The sequence below is a fragment of the Streptomyces sp. NPDC007971 genome, assembly GCF_042958635.1.
GTDB lineage: Bacteria > Actinomycetota > Actinomycetes > Streptomycetales > Streptomycetaceae > Streptomyces.
In genome coordinates, this window is the sequence record NZ_JBIBJK010000033.1 from 13,016 (window position 1) to 29,011 (window position 15,996).

At 70.0% G+C, this 15,996-nt stretch carries 15 protein-coding genes and 5 pseudogenes; 10 read left to right on the top strand and 10 right to left on the bottom strand.

Going from position 1 to position 15,996, the window contains the following annotated elements; genetic code table 11:
• The first annotated feature begins 4 nt into the window (after nt 1–4).
• The gene (locus tag ACFZCP_RS42265; RefSeq protein WP_391442075.1) at nt 5–469 is read left to right on the top strand and encodes an alcohol dehydrogenase catalytic domain-containing protein; all 465 of its coding nucleotides are present in this window, start codon (nt 5–7) and stop codon (nt 467–469) included.
• 68 nt (nt 470–537) lie between these two features.
• Here the strand turns inward: ACFZCP_RS42265 and ACFZCP_RS42270 are convergent, their stop codons facing one another.
• On the bottom strand, nt 538–2,223 hold the full coding sequence (locus tag ACFZCP_RS42270) for an RNase J family beta-CASP ribonuclease (RefSeq protein ID WP_391441914.1): 1,686 nt from the start codon (nt 2,221–2,223) through the stop codon (nt 538–540).
• 85 nt (nt 2,224–2,308) lie between these two features.
• On the opposite strand from ACFZCP_RS42270, the gene ACFZCP_RS42275 reads away from it, so the two are divergent.
• The gene (locus ACFZCP_RS42275; RefSeq protein WP_391442078.1) at nt 2,309–2,845 is read left to right on the top strand and encodes a restriction endonuclease; all 537 of its coding nucleotides are present in this window, start codon (nt 2,309–2,311) and stop codon (nt 2,843–2,845) included.
• A gap of 21 nt (nt 2,846–2,866) precedes the next feature.
• Here the strand turns inward: ACFZCP_RS42275 and ACFZCP_RS42280 are convergent, their stop codons facing one another.
• Entirely contained in the window at nt 2,867–3,151 is a 285-nt protein-coding gene (locus ACFZCP_RS42280) for a type II toxin-antitoxin system RelE/ParE family toxin (RefSeq protein WP_391441920.1), read from the bottom strand.
• Between the two features lie 67 nt (nt 3,152–3,218).
• Here ACFZCP_RS42280 and ACFZCP_RS42285 point away from each other — a divergent pair.
• Both ACFZCP_RS42285 and ACFZCP_RS42290 read left to right on the top strand, forming a co-directional pair.
• Nucleotides 3,219–3,491 (top strand): annotated as a pseudogene (locus tag ACFZCP_RS42285) (IS5/IS1182 family transposase); the annotation flags it as partial.
• 108 nt (nt 3,492–3,599) lie between these two features.
• Complete coding sequence (locus ACFZCP_RS42290) at nt 3,600–4,337, top strand: alpha/beta fold hydrolase (protein WP_391441924.1); 738 nt, start codon at nt 3,600–3,602, stop codon at nt 4,335–4,337.
• Between the two features lie 112 nt (nt 4,338–4,449).
• Here ACFZCP_RS42290 and ACFZCP_RS42295 read toward each other — a convergent pair whose 3' ends face one another.
• The 3 genes from ACFZCP_RS42295 to ACFZCP_RS42305 form a co-directional block, all read right to left on the bottom strand.
• On the bottom strand, nt 4,450–4,614 hold the full coding sequence (locus tag ACFZCP_RS42295; RefSeq protein WP_391441926.1) for a hypothetical protein: 165 nt from the start codon (nt 4,612–4,614) through the stop codon (nt 4,450–4,452).
• Between the two features lie 93 nt (nt 4,615–4,707).
• Entirely contained in the window at nt 4,708–4,863 is a 156-nt protein-coding gene (locus ACFZCP_RS42300) for a hypothetical protein (protein ID WP_391441929.1), read from the bottom strand.
• A gap of 14 nt (nt 4,864–4,877) precedes the next feature.
• A complete protein-coding gene (locus ACFZCP_RS42305) occupies nt 4,878–6,347 on the bottom strand; it encodes a DHA2 family efflux MFS transporter permease subunit (RefSeq protein ID WP_391441933.1) in 1,470 nt (489 codons plus the stop codon).
• 151 nt (nt 6,348–6,498) lie between these two features.
• On the opposite strand from ACFZCP_RS42305, the gene ACFZCP_RS42310 reads away from it, so the two are divergent.
• Together ACFZCP_RS42310 and ACFZCP_RS42315 are read left to right on the top strand one after the other, a co-directional pair.
• Complete coding sequence (locus tag ACFZCP_RS42310) at nt 6,499–7,065, top strand: TetR/AcrR family transcriptional regulator C-terminal ligand-binding domain-containing protein (protein WP_391441937.1); 567 nt, start codon at nt 6,499–6,501, stop codon at nt 7,063–7,065.
• Nucleotides 7,066–8,269: 1,204 nt separating this feature from the next.
• Nucleotides 8,270–8,377 (top strand): annotated as a pseudogene (locus ACFZCP_RS42315) (IS5/IS1182 family transposase); the annotation flags it as partial.
• Between the two features lie 21 nt (nt 8,378–8,398).
• Here ACFZCP_RS42315 and ACFZCP_RS42320 read toward each other — a convergent pair.
• Nucleotides 8,399–8,860 carry a DUF5990 family protein gene (locus ACFZCP_RS42320; protein WP_391441940.1) on the bottom strand — a complete coding sequence of 154 codons (462 nt, stop codon included), beginning with the start codon at nt 8,858–8,860 and terminating at the stop codon, nt 8,399–8,401.
• Between the two features lie 320 nt (nt 8,861–9,180).
• Between ACFZCP_RS42320 and ACFZCP_RS42325 the strand changes: the two genes are divergently transcribed.
• Complete coding sequence (locus ACFZCP_RS42325; RefSeq protein ID WP_391441943.1) at nt 9,181–9,585, top strand: nuclear transport factor 2 family protein; 405 nt, start codon at nt 9,181–9,183, stop codon at nt 9,583–9,585.
• A gap of 125 nt (nt 9,586–9,710) precedes the next feature.
• Nucleotides 9,711–10,160, top strand: a pseudogene (locus tag ACFZCP_RS42330) (transposase); the annotation flags it as partial.
• 34 nt (nt 10,161–10,194) lie between these two features.
• Here ACFZCP_RS42330 and ACFZCP_RS42335 read toward each other — a convergent pair.
• Entirely contained in the window at nt 10,195–11,283 is a 1,089-nt protein-coding gene (locus ACFZCP_RS42335) for an alcohol dehydrogenase catalytic domain-containing protein (protein ID WP_391441946.1), read from the bottom strand.
• Nucleotides 11,284–11,384: 101 nt separating this feature from the next.
• On the opposite strand from ACFZCP_RS42335, the gene ACFZCP_RS42340 reads away from it, so the two are divergent.
• Nucleotides 11,385–12,278, top strand: coding sequence for a LysR substrate-binding domain-containing protein (locus ACFZCP_RS42340; RefSeq protein ID WP_391441950.1), 894 nt, complete (start codon nt 11,385–11,387; stop codon nt 12,276–12,278).
• 360 nt (nt 12,279–12,638) lie between these two features.
• Here the strand turns inward: ACFZCP_RS42340 and ACFZCP_RS42345 are convergent.
• Nucleotides 12,639–12,954: pseudogene (locus tag ACFZCP_RS42345) on the bottom strand (transposase); the annotation flags it as partial.
• 17 nt (nt 12,955–12,971) lie between these two features.
• On the opposite strand from ACFZCP_RS42345, the gene ACFZCP_RS42350 reads away from it, so the two are divergent.
• Nucleotides 12,972–13,718 carry a phosphotransferase gene (locus ACFZCP_RS42350; RefSeq protein ID WP_391441951.1) on the top strand — a complete coding sequence of 249 codons (747 nt, stop codon included), beginning with the start codon at nt 12,972–12,974 and terminating at the stop codon, nt 13,716–13,718.
• Between the two features lie 76 nt (nt 13,719–13,794).
• On the opposite strand, the pseudogene ACFZCP_RS42355 reads toward ACFZCP_RS42350, so the two are convergent.
• Together ACFZCP_RS42355 and ACFZCP_RS42360 are read right to left on the bottom strand one after the other, a co-directional pair.
• Nucleotides 13,795–14,409 (bottom strand): annotated as a pseudogene (locus ACFZCP_RS42355) (IS5 family transposase); the annotation flags it as partial.
• A 229-nt stretch (nt 14,410–14,638) separates the two neighbouring features.
• A complete protein-coding gene (locus tag ACFZCP_RS42360; protein ID WP_391441953.1) occupies nt 14,639–15,871 on the bottom strand; it encodes an MFS transporter in 1,233 nt (410 codons plus the stop codon).
• Nucleotides 15,872–15,996 lie beyond the last annotated feature (125 nt).

Below are 15,996 nucleotides of genomic sequence, written 5' to 3' on the forward strand. Positions count from 1 at the left end.
GAACATGCGTGCGGTGCGGTTCGACCGTTACGGCGGCCGGGAGGTCCTCTACCTCGCCGACGTCGCCGGGCCCGCGGCGGGCCCGGGCCAGGTACGGGTCAAGGTCAAAGCGGCAGGGATCAATCCCGGTGAGGCCGCGATCCGCTCGGGCGCGCCGGCAGAACGCTTCCCCGCGACGTTCCCCTCCGGCCAGGGCAACGACTTCGCGGGCGTGGTGGCCGAACCGGCGCCGAGGTGCTCGGCTGGACGTGGGACCGGGCGAGCCACGCCGAGTACGTCGTCGTGCCCGAGACCAAGGTGGTGTCAAGCCCGCGCTCGGCCGGGAGGCGGCCGGGTCGCTGTACGTCGCGGGTGCCACCGCGTTCGCCGCCACGAAAGCGGTCGGCGTGAGCGAGGGCGAGGTGGTGGCCGTCTGGGCCGCAGCCGGCGGAGTGCGTTGCCACCCCGGGCCTCCCGGGGTGGCTGCTGACTGCCGTACCAGACCTCGATGGCGGCGGGGCCGCGGCCGGAACCGGGACCGTTCTGCAGGGCTATGGCTCAGGCGTCGATGATGACGGGGATGATGAGGGGCTTGCGTCGGTGGGTCCGGAACGCCCAGTTCGCCACGGCGCGGGCAACGAGTTGTTCGAGTTGGCGCGCGTCCCCGACGCCTTCCTCGGCCGCGGTGGCCAGGGTCTTCTCGATGACGGGGATGACCGGCTCGAAGGTGGTGTCGTCGTGGACGAAGCCGCGGGCCAGGAAGTCGGGGGCCTCGGCGAGGGCGCCGGTGTCTGCGTCGACGATCGCCACCACCGTGACCACGCCTTCGGCGGCGAGGGTGAGGCGGTCCTTGAGGGACGCTTCGGTGGCGCCGCCCACTTCCATGCCGTCCACGTAGACGTTGCCGGCGGGGACCTTGCCGGTGATGGACGCGCGCCCGTCGACGAGGTCGACGACGACGCCGTCTTCGGCGATGACGACCCGTTCGGGGTCGACACCGGTACGGATGGCGAGGTCGCCGTTGGCCCGCAGGTGGCGCCATTCGCCGTGCACGGGCATGACGTTGCGGGGTTTGACGATGTTGTAGCAGTAGACGAGTTCGCCGGCGCTGGCGTGCCCGGAGACGTGCACCTTGGCGTTGCCCTTGTGGACCACGTGGGCGCCCCACCGGGTGAGTCCGTTGATCACCCGGTAGATGGCGTTCTCGTTGCCGGGGATGAGGGAGCTGGCGAGCAGGACGGTGTCGTCCTTGCCGATGCGGATCACGTGGTCGCGGTTGGCCATCCGGGACAGCGCGGCCATCGGTTCGCCCTGGGAGCCGGTGCACACCAGAGTGATCTTGTGGTCCGGGAGCTTCTCCAGCTCCTTCGTGCTCACGACCAGACCGGAGGGGACCTTCAGATAGCCCAGGTCACGGGCGATGCCCATGTTGCGGACCATCGACCGGCCGACGAAGGCGACCTTGCGGCCGTGCTGGTGGGCAGCGTCCAGGACCTGCTGGATGCGGTGCACGTGGCTGGCGAAGCTGGAGACGATGACCCGGCGCGGCGCGGTGCGCATCACCTGCTCGATCGCCGGGTTCAGCTCACGCTCGGAGGTGGTGAAGCCGGGTACTTCGGCGTTGGTGGAGTCGGTGAGGAACAGGTCCACGCCCTCCTCGCCGAGGCGGGCGAAGGCGCGCAGGTCGGTGATGCGGTCGTCGAGAGGGAACTGGTCCATCTTGAAGTCGCCGGTGTGCAGCACCATCCCGGCCCGGGTGCGGATCGCGACAGCGAGGCTGTCGGGGATGGAGTGGTTGACCGCCACGAACTCGCAGTCGAAGGGCCCGAAGCCACGCCGGTCGCCCTCGCGCACCCGTACCGTGCGCGGCCGGATGCCGTGTTCCTTGAGTTTGGCCTCCAGGAACGCCAGCGTCAACTTGGAGCCGACGACGGGAATGTCGGACCGCTCGCGCAGCAGGTAGGGCACGCCGCCGATGTGGTCCTCGTGGCCGTGAGTGAGGACCACGGCCACGATGTCGTCCAGCCGGTCCCGGATCGAGGTGAAGTCCGGCAGGATCACGTCCACGCCGGGCTGGGTCTCCTCAGGGAACAGCACGCCGCAGTCGACGATGAGCAGCTTGCCCGTGTGCTCGAAGACGGTCATGTTGCGGCCGATCTCACCTAGGCCGCCCAGAGCGATGACCCGCAGCCCTCCTTCGGGAAGGGGTGGGGCGGCTTTCAGCTCGGGATGCGGATGACTCATACCCTGACGGTACCCGGAGAACGGAAAGCGGACGCGCAGGCGGTTACAGGGCTGGGGGGCGGTAGCGGCGGTGCTCGCCGCGGCCATGGTGGGCGGGGCCGGCTGGGTGCTGCTGCGGGCGCATCATCGCGCGGTCGGCCAGGACCGCGCGTGGCGGGCGCAGGAGGAGGCCAGGGCGCGGGAGTTGTCGATGGCCGAGGTCGACGCGTTGTCGTGGCAGGAGTTCGAGGGGTACGTCGCCGAGCTGTGCCGACGGGACGGCTGTACGAAGGTCGTCGTCAGCGGCAAGAGTGGCGACCTGGGCGCGGATGTCGTCGGCTACCTGGCCGACGGCCGCAAGCTGGTCGTCCAGTGCAAGAAGTATGCGCCGCACCGGAGTGTTTCCTCGCAGGACATGCAGAAGTTCGTCGGCACCGCCCGTCTCGAACACGGTGCGGATGTCGCTTTGTTCGTCACCACCTGCCGTACGTTCACGAAGGCCGCGCTGGGCCTGGCGCTGCGCCAGGACATCGTGGCCCTGCACCGTGACCTGTTGGGCTCCTGGGTCAAGGGCGCTCATCTGGAAACCTTGATCCCGCTGAACGGAAGCGGCGGCGGCACCAGGCGGCGTCCCTCCGCCTGACCGGCGCACGGATGGGACTGGTCAGCGCACGCGTCCGAGATGGATGACGTTGACGCGGATCTGCTTCTCGCTGATCTCGTACATCACGCGGTAGGCGCCGATGTGGATGCGCAGCAGGTCGGCGCTGCCGAACGCGCCGTCGGGACGGGGGGTGTCGGCGAGGCGTTCGACAGCGGTGAACGCCTGCCGCACCCTCGACTGGCATTTCGGGGCCCCAGCCGCGGCAAGGACGTCGCCCGCGACATGCGCGTCAGCCGGGCGGAAGCCACAGACGGCGCGATCATCCGCCTGCGGATCACGGCTCACAGGATGACGCTGCTGCGGCCGCACACCGTGATCGCGTCGATCGGCTGTGAGGCCAAAGCCGGCATATTCCCGCCGGAACCGCCGGTATCTGCGGCGTCGGCAGATCAAGCACACCATTCCCGAGCGTAAGGACCAGCGGGCCAACCGCCAGCGCCGCGGTAGCGCGGGCGGTCGGCCCACCGGCTTCGACAAGGCGATCTGCAAGCGCCGTAACGAAGTCGAGCGAACGATCAATGTGCTCAAGAGCTTCCGTGCCGTGGTCACCCGCTTCGGCAAGAGGGCGTACGTCTTCCACGGCACCGTGACCGTTGCTGCTGTGCGGCTCTGGCTCCGCTCGTAACCCGCTGGACAGTCATTAGCCGCCGTGGAATTGAGGACGGCCGGTGTCCGCTATCGCCCCTAACCTCGGACCGAACACGGAAAGACAAGCAAGAGAAGCGAGGCGGCCATGGCAGCAATCGTTCTGGTTCCCGGGTTCTGGCTCGGCGCATGGGCGTGGGAGGACGTGACGCCAGAACTGCGGGCGGCGGGACACCATGTCTACCCGCTCACTCTGGCCGGGTTGGCTGACCGGGCATCCGAGGCCACACCGGACGTGGATATATACACGCATATCGATGACATCGTCCGGGTCATCGAGGAGAACGGCCTACGGGATGTTGTGCTGGTCGGGCACAGCGGGGCGAGTCTTCCGGTCACCGGTGCCGCTGACCGGATCCCGGAGCGGATCGCGCAGGTCGTCTACGTGGACGCGGGACCGTTGCCCGGCGGCATGGCGGTGATCGACTTCAACAAGCCGCAGACACAGGAGGAGTGGCGCAAGCAGGTTGCGGAGGAGGGGGAGGGCTGGCGGCTCCCGGTGCCGCCGTTCAACCCGGAAACGGAGCCGGACAGCCTGGCCGGTCTGACCGGCGAACATCTAGCACGGATACGCAAGTTGGCTACGCCGCAGCCCTTCGCGACCGCCACCCGGCCCCTGGACCGCCCCACGGCACCGTCGGGCACGCCCTCCGTGGTAATCGCCTCAACGTTCACGCCGGAACAGGTGCGCATGATGGCCGACAGCGGCAACCCGATCTTCGGACCGATGGCCCGGATGGACCTGCGTCACCTGCCCACCGGGCATTGGCCGATGTTCTCGCGGGCGACGGAGCTGGCAGCGCTGCTGGACGAGATCGCACGCTGACCAGCGCTCCACCTTGTGGTGGCCCGCCGTCCGCCCATACCGGCCCCCGCGTTTCACACCTGGGGTCAACCGGGACCGGTCACGCGACCCCTCGGACAGGGGCTAGACGGGGCTAGACGTAGAGGACGCTGCGGTGCTCGCAGTCCGTGGCGCCATCCGGGTCGTCGTAGGAGGTGTACTCGCCCACGGTGATGTTCGGTGAGGTGACCAGCGGGTTGAGGAACACCGCGCGGTCGTGAGCGGGCAGTGGGTGCGCGGTGGTCGGGGCAGGGGACATGGTCGGGGTCCTTTGCGTGGTTGCGGAATGTCGCACACGGCCCTGGTGGGGCGTCGCCGGGCCAGGGCCGGATCACCCTGGCCCGGTGGGGCTTCAGGTGTTCTCCGGGCTGGGCGGGGTGACCCACTCGATGAACTGGACGATCACACCGCTGGGGTCGGTGACCTGGAAGTCGCGTTCGCCCAGGAGGCCTCGGCAGCGGCATGGTGATGTCGACGCCTTCGGCGCGCAGCCGCTTCTTCCGGCCAAGGCGGTTGTTATTGTCAACGGCTGTTCACGGATGCCTCGTTCGAGGCGGTGACCGCACCTGGATCGGTGGAGCGTTGCGGCGCCGCGGAGCCTTCCGCGGGCTTGGACCTCGCCAGCCACAGGCCGGTGAACACGGCGGTGGCCAAAGTGATGGCGCCGGCAGCGAGGAAGGCGCTGTTGAGGCCGGTCTCGAAGGAAGCGCCGCCGGATTGCCGGGTGCGGACGATGGCTCCGAGCACCGCCACGCCGAGCACCGCACCGATCTGCCGGGTGGTGCTGCTGATGCCTGAGGCGAGGCCACTTTCCTGCGGGCTGACTGCTTGGATGGCGGCGCCTGTCAGTGGGGACATGGCCAGGGCGAAGCCGACGCCGGCGAGTCCCAGCCGCCACCACACGTTCCCGTAGCCGGTGTCGGCGTGCACCATGCCGAGCGCCAGCAGTCCCAGGCCGGCCAGGGCCAGGCCGGTGGTGACCACGATTCGGAAGCCGTACCGGGCGGCGAGCCGGCCCGCGTACGGGCTGACGATCACCATGGCGAGGGATACCGGCAGGGTCTGCAGGCCGGCGCGCAGGATCGAGCTGCCCTGGACGTACACGAAGAACTGGGAGAAGAAGAACGACGAGCCCATGAGCGCGAACCCCACCACGACCATGGCGGTGTTGGACACGGTGAACAGGCGCTGCCCAAAAAGCCGCGGCGGCAGCATCGGAGCGGAACGACGGGCTTCTACGGCGACGAAGGCGGCGAGGAGGATCACCGCGGCGGCGAAGCTGCCCAGGATGACCGGTGAGGTCCAGCCGCGAGCACCACCCTCGATCAGCCCGTAGGTCAGTACCCCCACTGCCAGAACGGACAGCACCGTGCCCGGGATGTCGATCGCGGGGGCGCTCGGATTGCGGGACTCGCCGAGGTGGCGCAGGCCGACCAGCAGCAGGACTACGCCGATGGGCAGATTGACCAGGAAGATGGCGGGCCAGCCGAAGGCTTGTGTCAGCACGCCGCCGGCCACTGGGCCTGCGGCCAGACCGATTCCGCTGAGTCCGGCCCACAGCCCGATCGCCTTGATTCGTTCTTGAGGCACGGGATGGGCGGCGGCGAGCAGGGCGAGCGAGGCAGGGCTCAGCGCCGCGGCCCCGATGCCCTGCAGCACCCGGCCGGCGACCAGCCAGCCGAGCGAGGGCGCGAGGCTGCACAGCAGCGACGCGGCGGTGAATACCGCCACGCCGGTCAGGTACACCCGCTTGCGGCCGAACCGGTCGGCGAAGACACCGCCGGACAGCAGCAGCATGGCGACCAGCAGTACGTACGCGTCGACGATCCATTGCAGACCGGTCAACTGAGTGTGCAGCCGGTGCTGCATATCGGGCAGTGCCGCTCCAACGATCGTGTTGTCGAGCAGGACCATGAACTGGCCTAGGCAGGTCACCGTGAGCAGCACGGCCCGGTTTGATCGACTGCCTACGACCGCATGGGATGCAGCCATGGGATCCCCCTCAATCGGTTAGTTGCGCCCGGTCGCGGTCGACGCGGGTGGCGCTACACCTGAGCGCCCTAAAGCAGTCAGCGATTGCGTTAGGTGACTATAGGGAGGATCGCCGCGCAAACGCAAGTCGCGACTGCGTTAAGGTGTGGACATGAACGAGCGACAGCGAGCCCGGCGGCCCGGCGGGCGCAGCGCCCGCGTCGGCGCGCAGGTGCACCAGGCCGTCACCGACCTGATCAGCGAGCGCGGCTACGGCAACTTCACCGTCGGCGAGGTCGCAGCCCGCGCAGGCGTAGCCGACAGCAGCATCTACCGCCGGTGGGGCAGCCTGGAAACCCTGCTCACCGACGTGGCGCTCACCCGCCTCAATGCGCGGTCGCCGATGCCCGACACCGGGAGCCTCGCCGGCGACCTGCGCACTTACGCGGCCCAAGTGGCCCGCGAGATCACCGGACCCGACGGTCCGGCGGTGCTGCACCTGGCCGTCGCCCTGTCGAGCAGCGGTCAGCAGGGCCAGCAGGCTGGTGCCGACCTCCGCGCCGAACGCACCCGGCAACTGCAGTCCATGCTCGATCGCGCCCGCGACCGTGGCGAGCACGCACCCGACGCGTTCGACGTGCTGGACCACATCCTGGCCCCGATGTATATCCGTGTCTTGTTCGGCATGGTCCCGCTCACCCCGGACTACATCGACGGGCTGGTCGACCGATTGCTGTGACCTCAACCCGGTGCCCGCGATCAGCCCTCGGATGCGGTGCCAGGGCTCCGCGAGGTGCTCGCCGACACGCGCCCGGCCAGCTCAGGCGTCCGGCCCTTGGCTGGCTCACGCGGCCTGGCTGGATCCGTCGGTCGGCGGGCTGTCGGCACGGATCAGAGTGAAGTCGACGTCCAGGTGCGGGTCGTAGGCGTCGGGTTCGTCGGCGGCCATCCGGACTCCAGGATCACCCGTGGCGGGTTCCTGGCGGATCCCGTGGCGGGTTCCTGGCGTATCTGGGGCATTCCCCTTGTAGCGGCGCGGGGCGACTCATCTCTCGTAGTGCTGGACCGTGCTCCACCGCGCGGGATGCCGGCAGCTCAGTGGCCCGGTCTGGGTGTGGTTGGGCCGGCAGGGCCCGGACCGGAGGATTGGGCTGGGACAGCGCGTGGAGGAGCTGTCGGTTGTGCGTGGTCAGTTGGTTGACGACGCGGACGAGATGCTCGACGTCCGTCCGCAGCTGGGCGAGTTCGGTGGCGTCCTTGGCGCGGAGCTCCTTCCGTCTGCCGATCTGCTGGCGCAGGCGGATCTCAGAGTCCGGCTTCTGTCCGCTCGCCCTCACTTGCGCGTAGAAGTAGTTCTTGGGGTCCAGGTGGCGATGGGTGAGCGCGTTGCGCGGTACGCCGGCTTCCTAAGCCAGGGCGACGATCGTCAGCGCGCCGTTGGAGTGCTGCGCGGTTCCCTGCAGGATGCGGTCCATGGCCGCGCGGATACGGTCGCGTTCGTCGGATGCGGGGCCCATGCGGTGCCGTCCTGGAGGGCGGTGCGGGTGCGGTGGCGGGCGTTGGCGAGGTCGCGCAGCCGGGTGGCGTTGTCGCGCAATCGCTCGCCCAGCCGGCCGGGGATGTGACCTGTCTGCTGGTCAAGCGCGGTGGCGCGGCGACGGAAGCCGGCGGCGTGCTGATCGGTGGGGCCGATGTTCGCGCGGGCGGGGACGCACTGGTCGAGGCTGGGGGTGCCTTGCGGTCGCGGGGGCACAGGGCCTTGTCGCGCTTGTAGACGCACATCAGCAGCGTGTGGAGATTGTCGTAGACGGCGAGGTGGGGTTTGGCGAGGATCTGGCGGGGCTGCCGGGTGGCGATGACGGTGCAACCTTTCGCAAGACGTAGGCCTGGCTTTCTTCGTCCTTAAGGCATTCGCATGGCCGCGTCGGTCAGGTTGTATGGCAGTTGACGCTCTCTTCGACCTCGTCGACACCATCATCACGGTGCGCAGCCTGATCCGGCGGGCATGGATCACCCACCGCTGGGAGACCCGGCCCCGCCGGCGCCCTTGAGCGCGAGCCGTGGGCGAGACGTCAGTGTGGAGCTTCGCTGGACCATGCGACGAGCGGGGGCCGGACAGCGGCGCACAGAGGCCTGCCCTTGGCGTCGGTCAGGGCGAGGCGGGCGACCAGCCGCACGCGGGACACGGCGTCGTCGGCAACCGAGGAGTCGACGGCGTCGAGCATGAGTTTCGCCCGGCGGAACCTTGTAACGACGCCGGCGCTGTCGATACCGGTCCACGAGAGATAGATGAACCGCTGCCCGGGGCGGCCCTGGATGCACGGCCCCGTGAAGTCGACACCCGAGGCGCCCCGGCTCGCCGTGCAGTCCAATGTCCAGGCCGCCGAGACGGCATCGCCGGGCTGGGGAGAAAGCAGCGCCTCGTCTCGCGCACGTGGTTGCACGGCAACGTGAATGTCGCTGTACCCGGGAAAGCCGGGGCTGACCGGGCAGGTGCGGCCAGGCAGGCCGAAGGCCTCGATGAGGATCTGCACAGGGACACTCTGCCACCAGGCAGTGCCGGACTGAGCAGGCAACAGGCCGGTGCTTTCCGGACCATCGCCCGGAGAGACACCACGCCAGAGCCCGGGAACCCACACCACCAATCTGCGTGGCCTCTTACTGTAGAACTCCTAACAGAATGGCTCGAAGATGAGGCGAGCCGGGTGGAGGTCACTCGACGCCGTTGCCACGGTGGACGGCTGCCGCCCTCCGATCCGGCCGAAGGGAGGACCTGACCGCCCAGGCCCGGCTGGCCCCGGGTCGGCTGTGGCCCGGGGCGCCTAGGCTGTCACCGCTACGGAAGGGCGGTGCCATGGATGTTGATTCCCGGACCAGGGCTGCAGTCGAGGAGCATTGGCGGGCCTCGGAACGCGGGGACACCGAAGCCGAGCACGCCATCTACGCCACGGAGGCGATCCTGGACTACCCGCAGTCAGGCGAGCGGTTCCGGGGCCGAGCGGCGATCTCGGCGCAACGCGGCGGGCACCCGGCCGACCGACACTTCGCCGTCCAGCGGATCACCGGCCATGCGAATCTGTGGGTGAGTGAATGCCTCATCACCTACGACGGTGTGCCTTCGTACTCGGTGAGCATCATGGAATTCGCTGACCAGCACGTGGTGCACGAGACGCAGTACTTCGCTGACCCCTTCGGCGTGCCTGCCTGGCGGGCCGCGCTCGCGGAGCCGATGCCGGGCCGGACCATCGCCGTAGCCTGATTCTCGGGCTTGCTAGGGTCAGCCGGGTGAGAGCCTGTCACTTTGTTGAAGTTCCAAGAACTCATATTGCGAGGGCTTCAAGCGGGGACGAACAGGATGCCCTGGAACACCAGACGGTCTTCCCTCAGGGGCGGACCGGCTGCCAGTGGGCCTATCTCCCGCACGATCTTCCCCAGAAGGGGGCGACGTACTACTACTTCGCCACCTGGCGGGACGACGGGACCGACCAGATCGTCCATCAGCTCCTGCGCTGCCAGGTCCGTGAGCGGGCCCGCCGATTGGAGGACCCGACGCTGGTGGTGCTGGACACCCAGAGTGTCCACGTGGCAGCCGGGGTCCCCGCCGCCACGACCGGTCGGGATCCGGCCCAGCGGGTGCCGGGCCGCAAGCGCGGACTGGCCGGGGACGTCCTCGGCCTGGTCATCGCGGTCGTCGTCCTCGCCGCGAACACGCACGACAACACCGCGGGCATCGTCCTGCTTGACCAGGTCACCGACCACGCCGGCGACACCGTCCGCAAGGCGCTGGGTGACCTGGGCTTCAAGAACCAGGTGGTCCTGCACGGCGCCAACCTGGCCGAGCCCCGGGGTTGGGGATCAGTGGGCCTTGTCAGCCAGCCGGTGGGGTGAGGCTGGTGCGGTCGAACGGGCCGCCGTGCGCGGCAGCGTACGCGATGGCGTCGTTGACGGCATGGAGGCCGAACGACCGGACCCGTTCGGGGGCGAGATCCAGAGTGCCCGAGGCGAGGAGCCGGATGATGCCGACGTTGGCTGTGCGCGGGTACATCCACTGCCCGCGCACGGTGATCGAGTTGCGCATGATCCATGGGTACGGGAGTGCGAGGTCGTCGCCACCGAGCATGCCGACGCCGCCCATGAGGACGACGCGGCCGTACTCGCGGACGGTCATGGCCGCCGCGCGCGACGCCGAGCTGGGTGCGCTCGGCGGGAGCAGGTCGATCACCATGTCGATCGGGCCGTCGGCCGCCGCGGACATCGCCGCGCGGTCGGTGGCCTCGTCTCCGGTCAGCGGGACCGGGCGCAGCCGCGGACCGAACCGGTCGGCGAGGAGGTCGAGCGCGGCCTGGTTGCGGCCCGGGGCGACCACGCGGCCCGCTCCCATCGCGAGCGCGACCGCGACCGCGCTGCTGCCGAGGTTGCCGGTGGCCCCGCTGACGAGCAGCGTCTCGCCGGCTGCGAGCCCGCCTGCCAGCAGCCCGCCGTAGGAGATGGCGTGCACGGTGAGTGCGGCCCAGCGGGCCGGATCGTCCCCTGCCACGGTGGGCAGCGGGAAGACGTTCTCCGTCGGGACCCGCATGAGCTCGGCGAACGAACCGTCGTGCAGGTACCGGGCGAGCCGCGCGCCGCCCTCGCCGCGCGAGCTCCAGCCCTGGAGCGTGATGTCGGGTGTCAGGGCGTCGTCCCGCGAGCGCACCGTCGAGTCGCACCACACCAGGTCGCCGACGCGCAGCCGGGTGGCGTCCGGGCCGACGTGGATGATCCGCCCCACGCCGCCGACGCCGGGCACGACAGGAGGGACAAGGGGGTAGTTCCGCTTGCCGCCGAAGACCTCGGCCGCGTACGGCGCCACGCTGGCGGCGAGGACCTCGACCACCACCTCCCCGCCCCCGGCCTCGGGGTCGGGCACCTCCCGCACCATGAGCGGGGCGCCGAACTGCGTCAGAACTGCTGCTCGCACGTGATGACCTCCATGTTCGTCCGTGCTCGTGGGATCGACACTAGGAGCGGGGTGAGCATGCGGGAAGCGATGATCTGGCATTCGTGGTATGCGTATGCCGCATGGACATCTCCAGCACGGGACTGCGGGTCCTGCGGCAGATCGCTGAGTCCGGCAGCTTCACCGCAGCAGCGGCCCGACTCGGCTACACGCAGTCGGCCGTCTCACGCCAGGCCGCCGCCCTGGAACGCAGCGTGGGCACCACCCTGTTCGAACGCCGCCCAGACGGGGTACGGCTCACCCCTTCCGGCTTGACCCTGCTGCGGCACGCCCACACGGTCCTGGCCTCGCTCGCAGAGGCCGAGCGTGAGCTCACTGGCACCGTCCCGCGGACCGAACTGGTGCGGCTCGGGGTGTTCCTGAGCGCGGGCGCGGCGATCCTGCCCTCCGCCCTCGCACACCTCGCAGCGGCCGGCCCGCAGATCACGGTCACCACCAGCGAGGGCACCACGCCCACTCTGATCCGGGCGCTGCGCGCGGGCTCGCTCGACCTCGCCGTGCTGACGTCCCGCCCACCCCACCGGCCCTTCGACGGCGACTCGCCGCGCCTGCACGTCGAGACCGTCGCGGACACCGAACTGGTCGTGGCGGTGCCGTCGACCGGAGAGTTCGCCGGACGGACCACGGTGCACGTCGACGAGCTGGTCGACGCCGCGTGGATCGCCACCCCGTCATCGAGCTCCGAGCCGCTGCTCGGCGTCTGGCCCGGCCTGCCCGGACGGCCGCGCATCGTCCACTCCGCGCGCGACTGGCTGACCAAGCTCCAGCTGGTCGCCGGCGGATTCGGTGTGACGACCGTGCCGTCCCGGCTCTCACCGGTGTTGCCGCCCGGGGTGAGCCTGCTGCGCGTCGACGGCGCACCCCCCGAGATCCGCCGGGTGCTCGTGGCGCGCCTCCCCGGCCACCCCGCCCCCGCGATCACAGCCGTCACCCGAGCGATCACTTCGACCGCCTGAACCACCGCCAAGGCCGCGCACGATCGCGCACACTCCTTTCCCCCTCGCGGGTGGGCACCGCGGTCGCCGTCGGCCTGTACTTCGCGTTGCTGGCGATCGGCTTCGCCGTCTCACGGCCCTGCACGTACTTTTCGCACCCCGAGGCCGCGAAGACGCCGAGCGCCACCGTTCTCCGGGGAGTTCTCGTAGCGACCAAGTCGCGTGAAAACATCCGCTCGGCGCCCACGTGACCGCCACCACCACAAGCACCAGGCCGTGCACCTGTCTATCCGGAGGCTTCATCAGCCGGAGAGGGGGAAGACGTTGTGGCTCCGGTGCTCGAACAGGCCCAGCGACACCACCGGAGTGGTGCTGGATCCGTTAGCAACGAATCAGGTAGTTGCGGGGGTTGCGCTCGTAGCGGTGGTCGAGGCGGCGGTAGCCGGACAGCCACGACATGGTTGCGCTCGACGACCCTGCGGCGTCTCCCAAATCGTTGGCTGGACTCGATTCCCTTGCGGGCGACGCGCACTCCGCTGCGCTTTCAGCGAAGCCATCTGCGCAGGTCGGCCCGGTCGTAGGCCTTGTCCGCATGCAGGCGCTGAGGCTTGAAGTGCCGGCCGTTGTGCGGGGCGTGTCTCGTTTGGTGACCCTCGACCGTGGCGACCAGTATCCCGGCGACATCGGCGGTCATCCCCGGGATACTGGTCGCCCATGGATGAGGTCAAAGTCGTCGTCGCCCATTCCGAGCGCGCGACCCTGCGCGTCGGGGATGTGTTCCTGAAGGTGGACGCCGATCAGGCGCGCATCGACGTCGAGGTCGAGGCGATGTCCCTCGCGCCGGTCCCGACCCCGAAGGTCCTGTGGCGCAAGCCGCCCGTGCTTGCGATCGCCGCGCTCCCGGGGACGACGCTCGGGCGCCTCGGTGGGCCGTCGACCGGGTCACCGGCGGCGTGGGCCGCGGCGGGTGCCGCCATCCGGAAGCTGCACGACGCTCCGCTGCCGCCCCGGCCCGGCCGGGCCGGCCGGAGCATCGCCGCGCTGGCGGCGGAACTCGACGACGAGTGCGAGTTGCTCGTGACGAACGGCGTCCTGCCCACCGACCTGGTCACCCGCAACCGCCAGGTCGCCGAGGCCGCGCTCCGGCCGTGGACTCCGGCGTTCACGCACGGCGACCTGCAGATCGCGCACGTCTTCGTCGACGGCGACGAGGTCACGGGCATCATCGACTGGTCCGAGGCGGGCCAGGGTGATGCCCTGTACGACCTCGCCACCTTCACGCTCGGACACGAGGAGCACCTCGGCGACGTCATCGCCGGCTATGGCACCGACATCGACCTCGACGTGATCCACGCGTGGTGGTCGTTGCGAAGCCTGCTGGCAGTTCGCTGGCTGATCGAGCACGGCTTCGACCCCTTCGCGCCGGGCTGTGAGGTCGACGTGCTGAGATCCCGGATGTGAGGCTGCGCGGGCTCGACTGCTGCGAGTGCGTTCTGACGCATCGAGCAGGCCATCCCCTGGGGCGCATCGCCTGCCCTTACTCTTGACAAAGTGCGGTGCGCAGTCGTCGCCAGCAGATGACGGCGCAGCCGAGGGTGTGACGAACGCGTGGTGGATGTCGTCGCGGATCTCCCAGCGGATACGCAGGCGGCGGAACCAGCGCAGCAGCGCGACTGCTCCTTCCACGACCCAGCGGTACACGCCCAGGCCGGAGCCGTGCCCGGTGCCGCGCCGGGCGAGGTACGGGGTGATCTGGAACCGACGGACCTTGTCCCGGTAGACCTCGTGGTCATAGCCGCGGTCGGCGTACAGGTGCTTGGGGCGGCGCAGCGGCCGGCCGCGCTTGCCGCGGATCGGCGGGACGGCCTGGATCAGCGGGATCAGTTGGGTGGCGTCGTTGCGGTTGCCGCCGGTGGTGATTGCCGCGAGCGGGATGCCGTGCGCCTCGACGATCAGGTGGTGCTTGCTGCCGGCCTTGCCCCGGTTCACCGGGGACGGACCGGTGGCCGGCCCGCCCTTCATGGAGTGGATGTGGCTGGGGTCGACCGCTGCGCGGGAGAAGTCCAGCAGGTGGGCGGCCCGCAGCTGGGACAGCAGCAGTTCGTGCAGGCGCTGCCACACCCCGGCCCTCGTTCCAGTCCCGCAGCCGTCGTTACCGGCGGCGGGGGAGATGGTGTCTGTTGCGGCGCCGGCCTACTGCGATGCACTGTTGTCGAGGTTCGAGCCGGACTTCGTCGAGGTTGGTGAGCGTCGTCGGCTGCCGTTGGGCCAGGCGGCGAGCGGTCCGCGGCGGCCTTCAGGGCTTGTGGCGGCTACGGCTCGATGCGTAGCGCACCGGGCAGCCGCCACGGCTGCCAGGTGGCGGCTCCTTCTGCTGTTGGTCAGTGTTCCAGGCCAGGTGCAGCCACTGGCTCGGTCGACCTGCGCTCCCTTGATGCGCGACGTTGCGGTGACCGGGCCGACTCCGGTGTCACACGAAGATGCAGTGCGGCGAGCAGTAGGCAGAACGCGGCCATTGCCGACCACAGTGCGGTCGTCCCCGCGTGGGCGAGTAGCTGGGTGCCGAGGAGGGGGGCGAGCGTCGCGGCGATCCCCCAGCCGGTACCGAAGACGGCTAGGTAGCGGCCGCTTGCTCCGGCTGGTGCGAGGTCGGTGACGAGCGCGTAGATGCGGCCCATGACCAGGAGATCGCCGAGGCTCTCCACGGCGGCTGAGGCGAGCAGCGCCGGCAGGGTGCGGGTGAGGGCGTAGCCGGTCAGCCCTGCGGCCAGGAGGAGATGGGCGACGGCGAGGGCGACGGGCGTGGTGAGCCGGGTCGCGCAGGGCAGGCGGATCAGTGGCTGGGCGAGCACGGTGGTGGCTGCGGCTGCGGTGAACAACAGGCCGGCGTCGGCGGCGGGCAGGCCCTGCCGTGCGAGTGCGAGGGGCAGGGTGATCACGGTCTGTTGGTTGATCAGGGCATAGGCGGTTCCGGTGGCCAGGACGCTCAGCAGGGCTCGGTCGCGCAGCGGTCGTACGGCGGTGCCGTGCTGGTCCGGTCCGGGTGGTTCGGGACGGTCGCGGGGCAGGGCCAGGTGGATCAGCAGTGCGCAGGCCAGGCAGGTGGCGGCGTCGGTGACGAAGAGCCAGCGCAGGTCCCAGCGGCCGAGCAGGGCGGCGAGCAGCCCGGCGCCCATGCCGCCCGCCGCGAGCGCGGCGCTGAACAGGCTGAACGCGCGCACCCGGTGCTGCTCCGGCACGGACTCGCCGATGATCGCCTGGCTCGGGGGCTCGTAGAGCTCGAAGGCCAGCCCGAGCAGCACCGCCCCGGCGACTGCCCAGGTGAGCGACGCGGAGGCCGCGATCGCCAGCTGTGCGACGGCGCATCCGCAGAGCCCGAGCACGATGGTCGTGCGCCGGCCGATTCGGTCGGCCAGGTGTCCCCCGGCCAGCCGCGAGGGGATCGTCGCGAGCCCGAAGGCGGCGCTGACCAGCCCGGCGGCGGTCAGGCTCGCGCCGTGGTCGGTGCTGATCAGCGCGGTGAGAAAGGGCAGTGAGAAGGCCCCGAGTCGGTTGACGACCCGGGCGAGTAACAGCAGGCGGACGGTGCGGGGCAGTGGTTCGGGGCGCGACACGGCGCCTCCTGTTCTCGTGAATCGTCAATGTCAGTGATCAGCGGGTGGTACGTGAGCTGATGTCCGTGTCGTCGTCGTGTGACCTGCGAGCCCCGCCCGACGCCGTCTGCGCCGGCCGCAGCATC

Excerpts from the sequence above, each read along its gene's own strand:
- ACFZCP_RS42305 (WP_391441933.1), bottom strand. The coding sequence starts at position 6,347 with ATGGCTGCATCCCATGCGGTCGTAGGCAGTCGATCAAACCGGGCCGTG.
- ACFZCP_RS42310 (WP_391441937.1), top strand. The coding sequence starts at position 6,499 with ATGAACGAGCGACAGCGAGCCCGGCGGCCCGGCGGGCGCAGCGCCCGC.
- ACFZCP_RS42295 (WP_391441926.1), bottom strand. The coding sequence starts at position 4,614 with ATGTCCCCTGCCCCGACCACCGCGCACCCACTGCCCGCTCACGACCGC.
- ACFZCP_RS42325 (WP_391441943.1), top strand. The coding sequence starts at position 9,181 with ATGGATGTTGATTCCCGGACCAGGGCTGCAGTCGAGGAGCATTGGCGG.
- ACFZCP_RS42290 (WP_391441924.1), top strand. The coding sequence starts at position 3,600 with ATGGCAGCAATCGTTCTGGTTCCCGGGTTCTGGCTCGGCGCATGGGCG.
- ACFZCP_RS42270 (WP_391441914.1), bottom strand. The coding sequence starts at position 2,223 with ATGAGTCATCCGCATCCCGAGCTGAAAGCCGCCCCACCCCTTCCCGAA.
- ACFZCP_RS42350 (WP_391441951.1), top strand. The coding sequence starts at position 12,972 with ATGGATGAGGTCAAAGTCGTCGTCGCCCATTCCGAGCGCGCGACCCTG.
- ACFZCP_RS42340 (WP_391441950.1), top strand. The coding sequence starts at position 11,385 with ATGGACATCTCCAGCACGGGACTGCGGGTCCTGCGGCAGATCGCTGAG.
- ACFZCP_RS42275 (WP_391442078.1), top strand. The coding sequence starts at position 2,309 with ATGGTGGGCGGGGCCGGCTGGGTGCTGCTGCGGGCGCATCATCGCGCG.
- ACFZCP_RS42265 (WP_391442075.1), top strand. The coding sequence starts at position 5 with ATGCGTGCGGTGCGGTTCGACCGTTACGGCGGCCGGGAGGTCCTCTAC.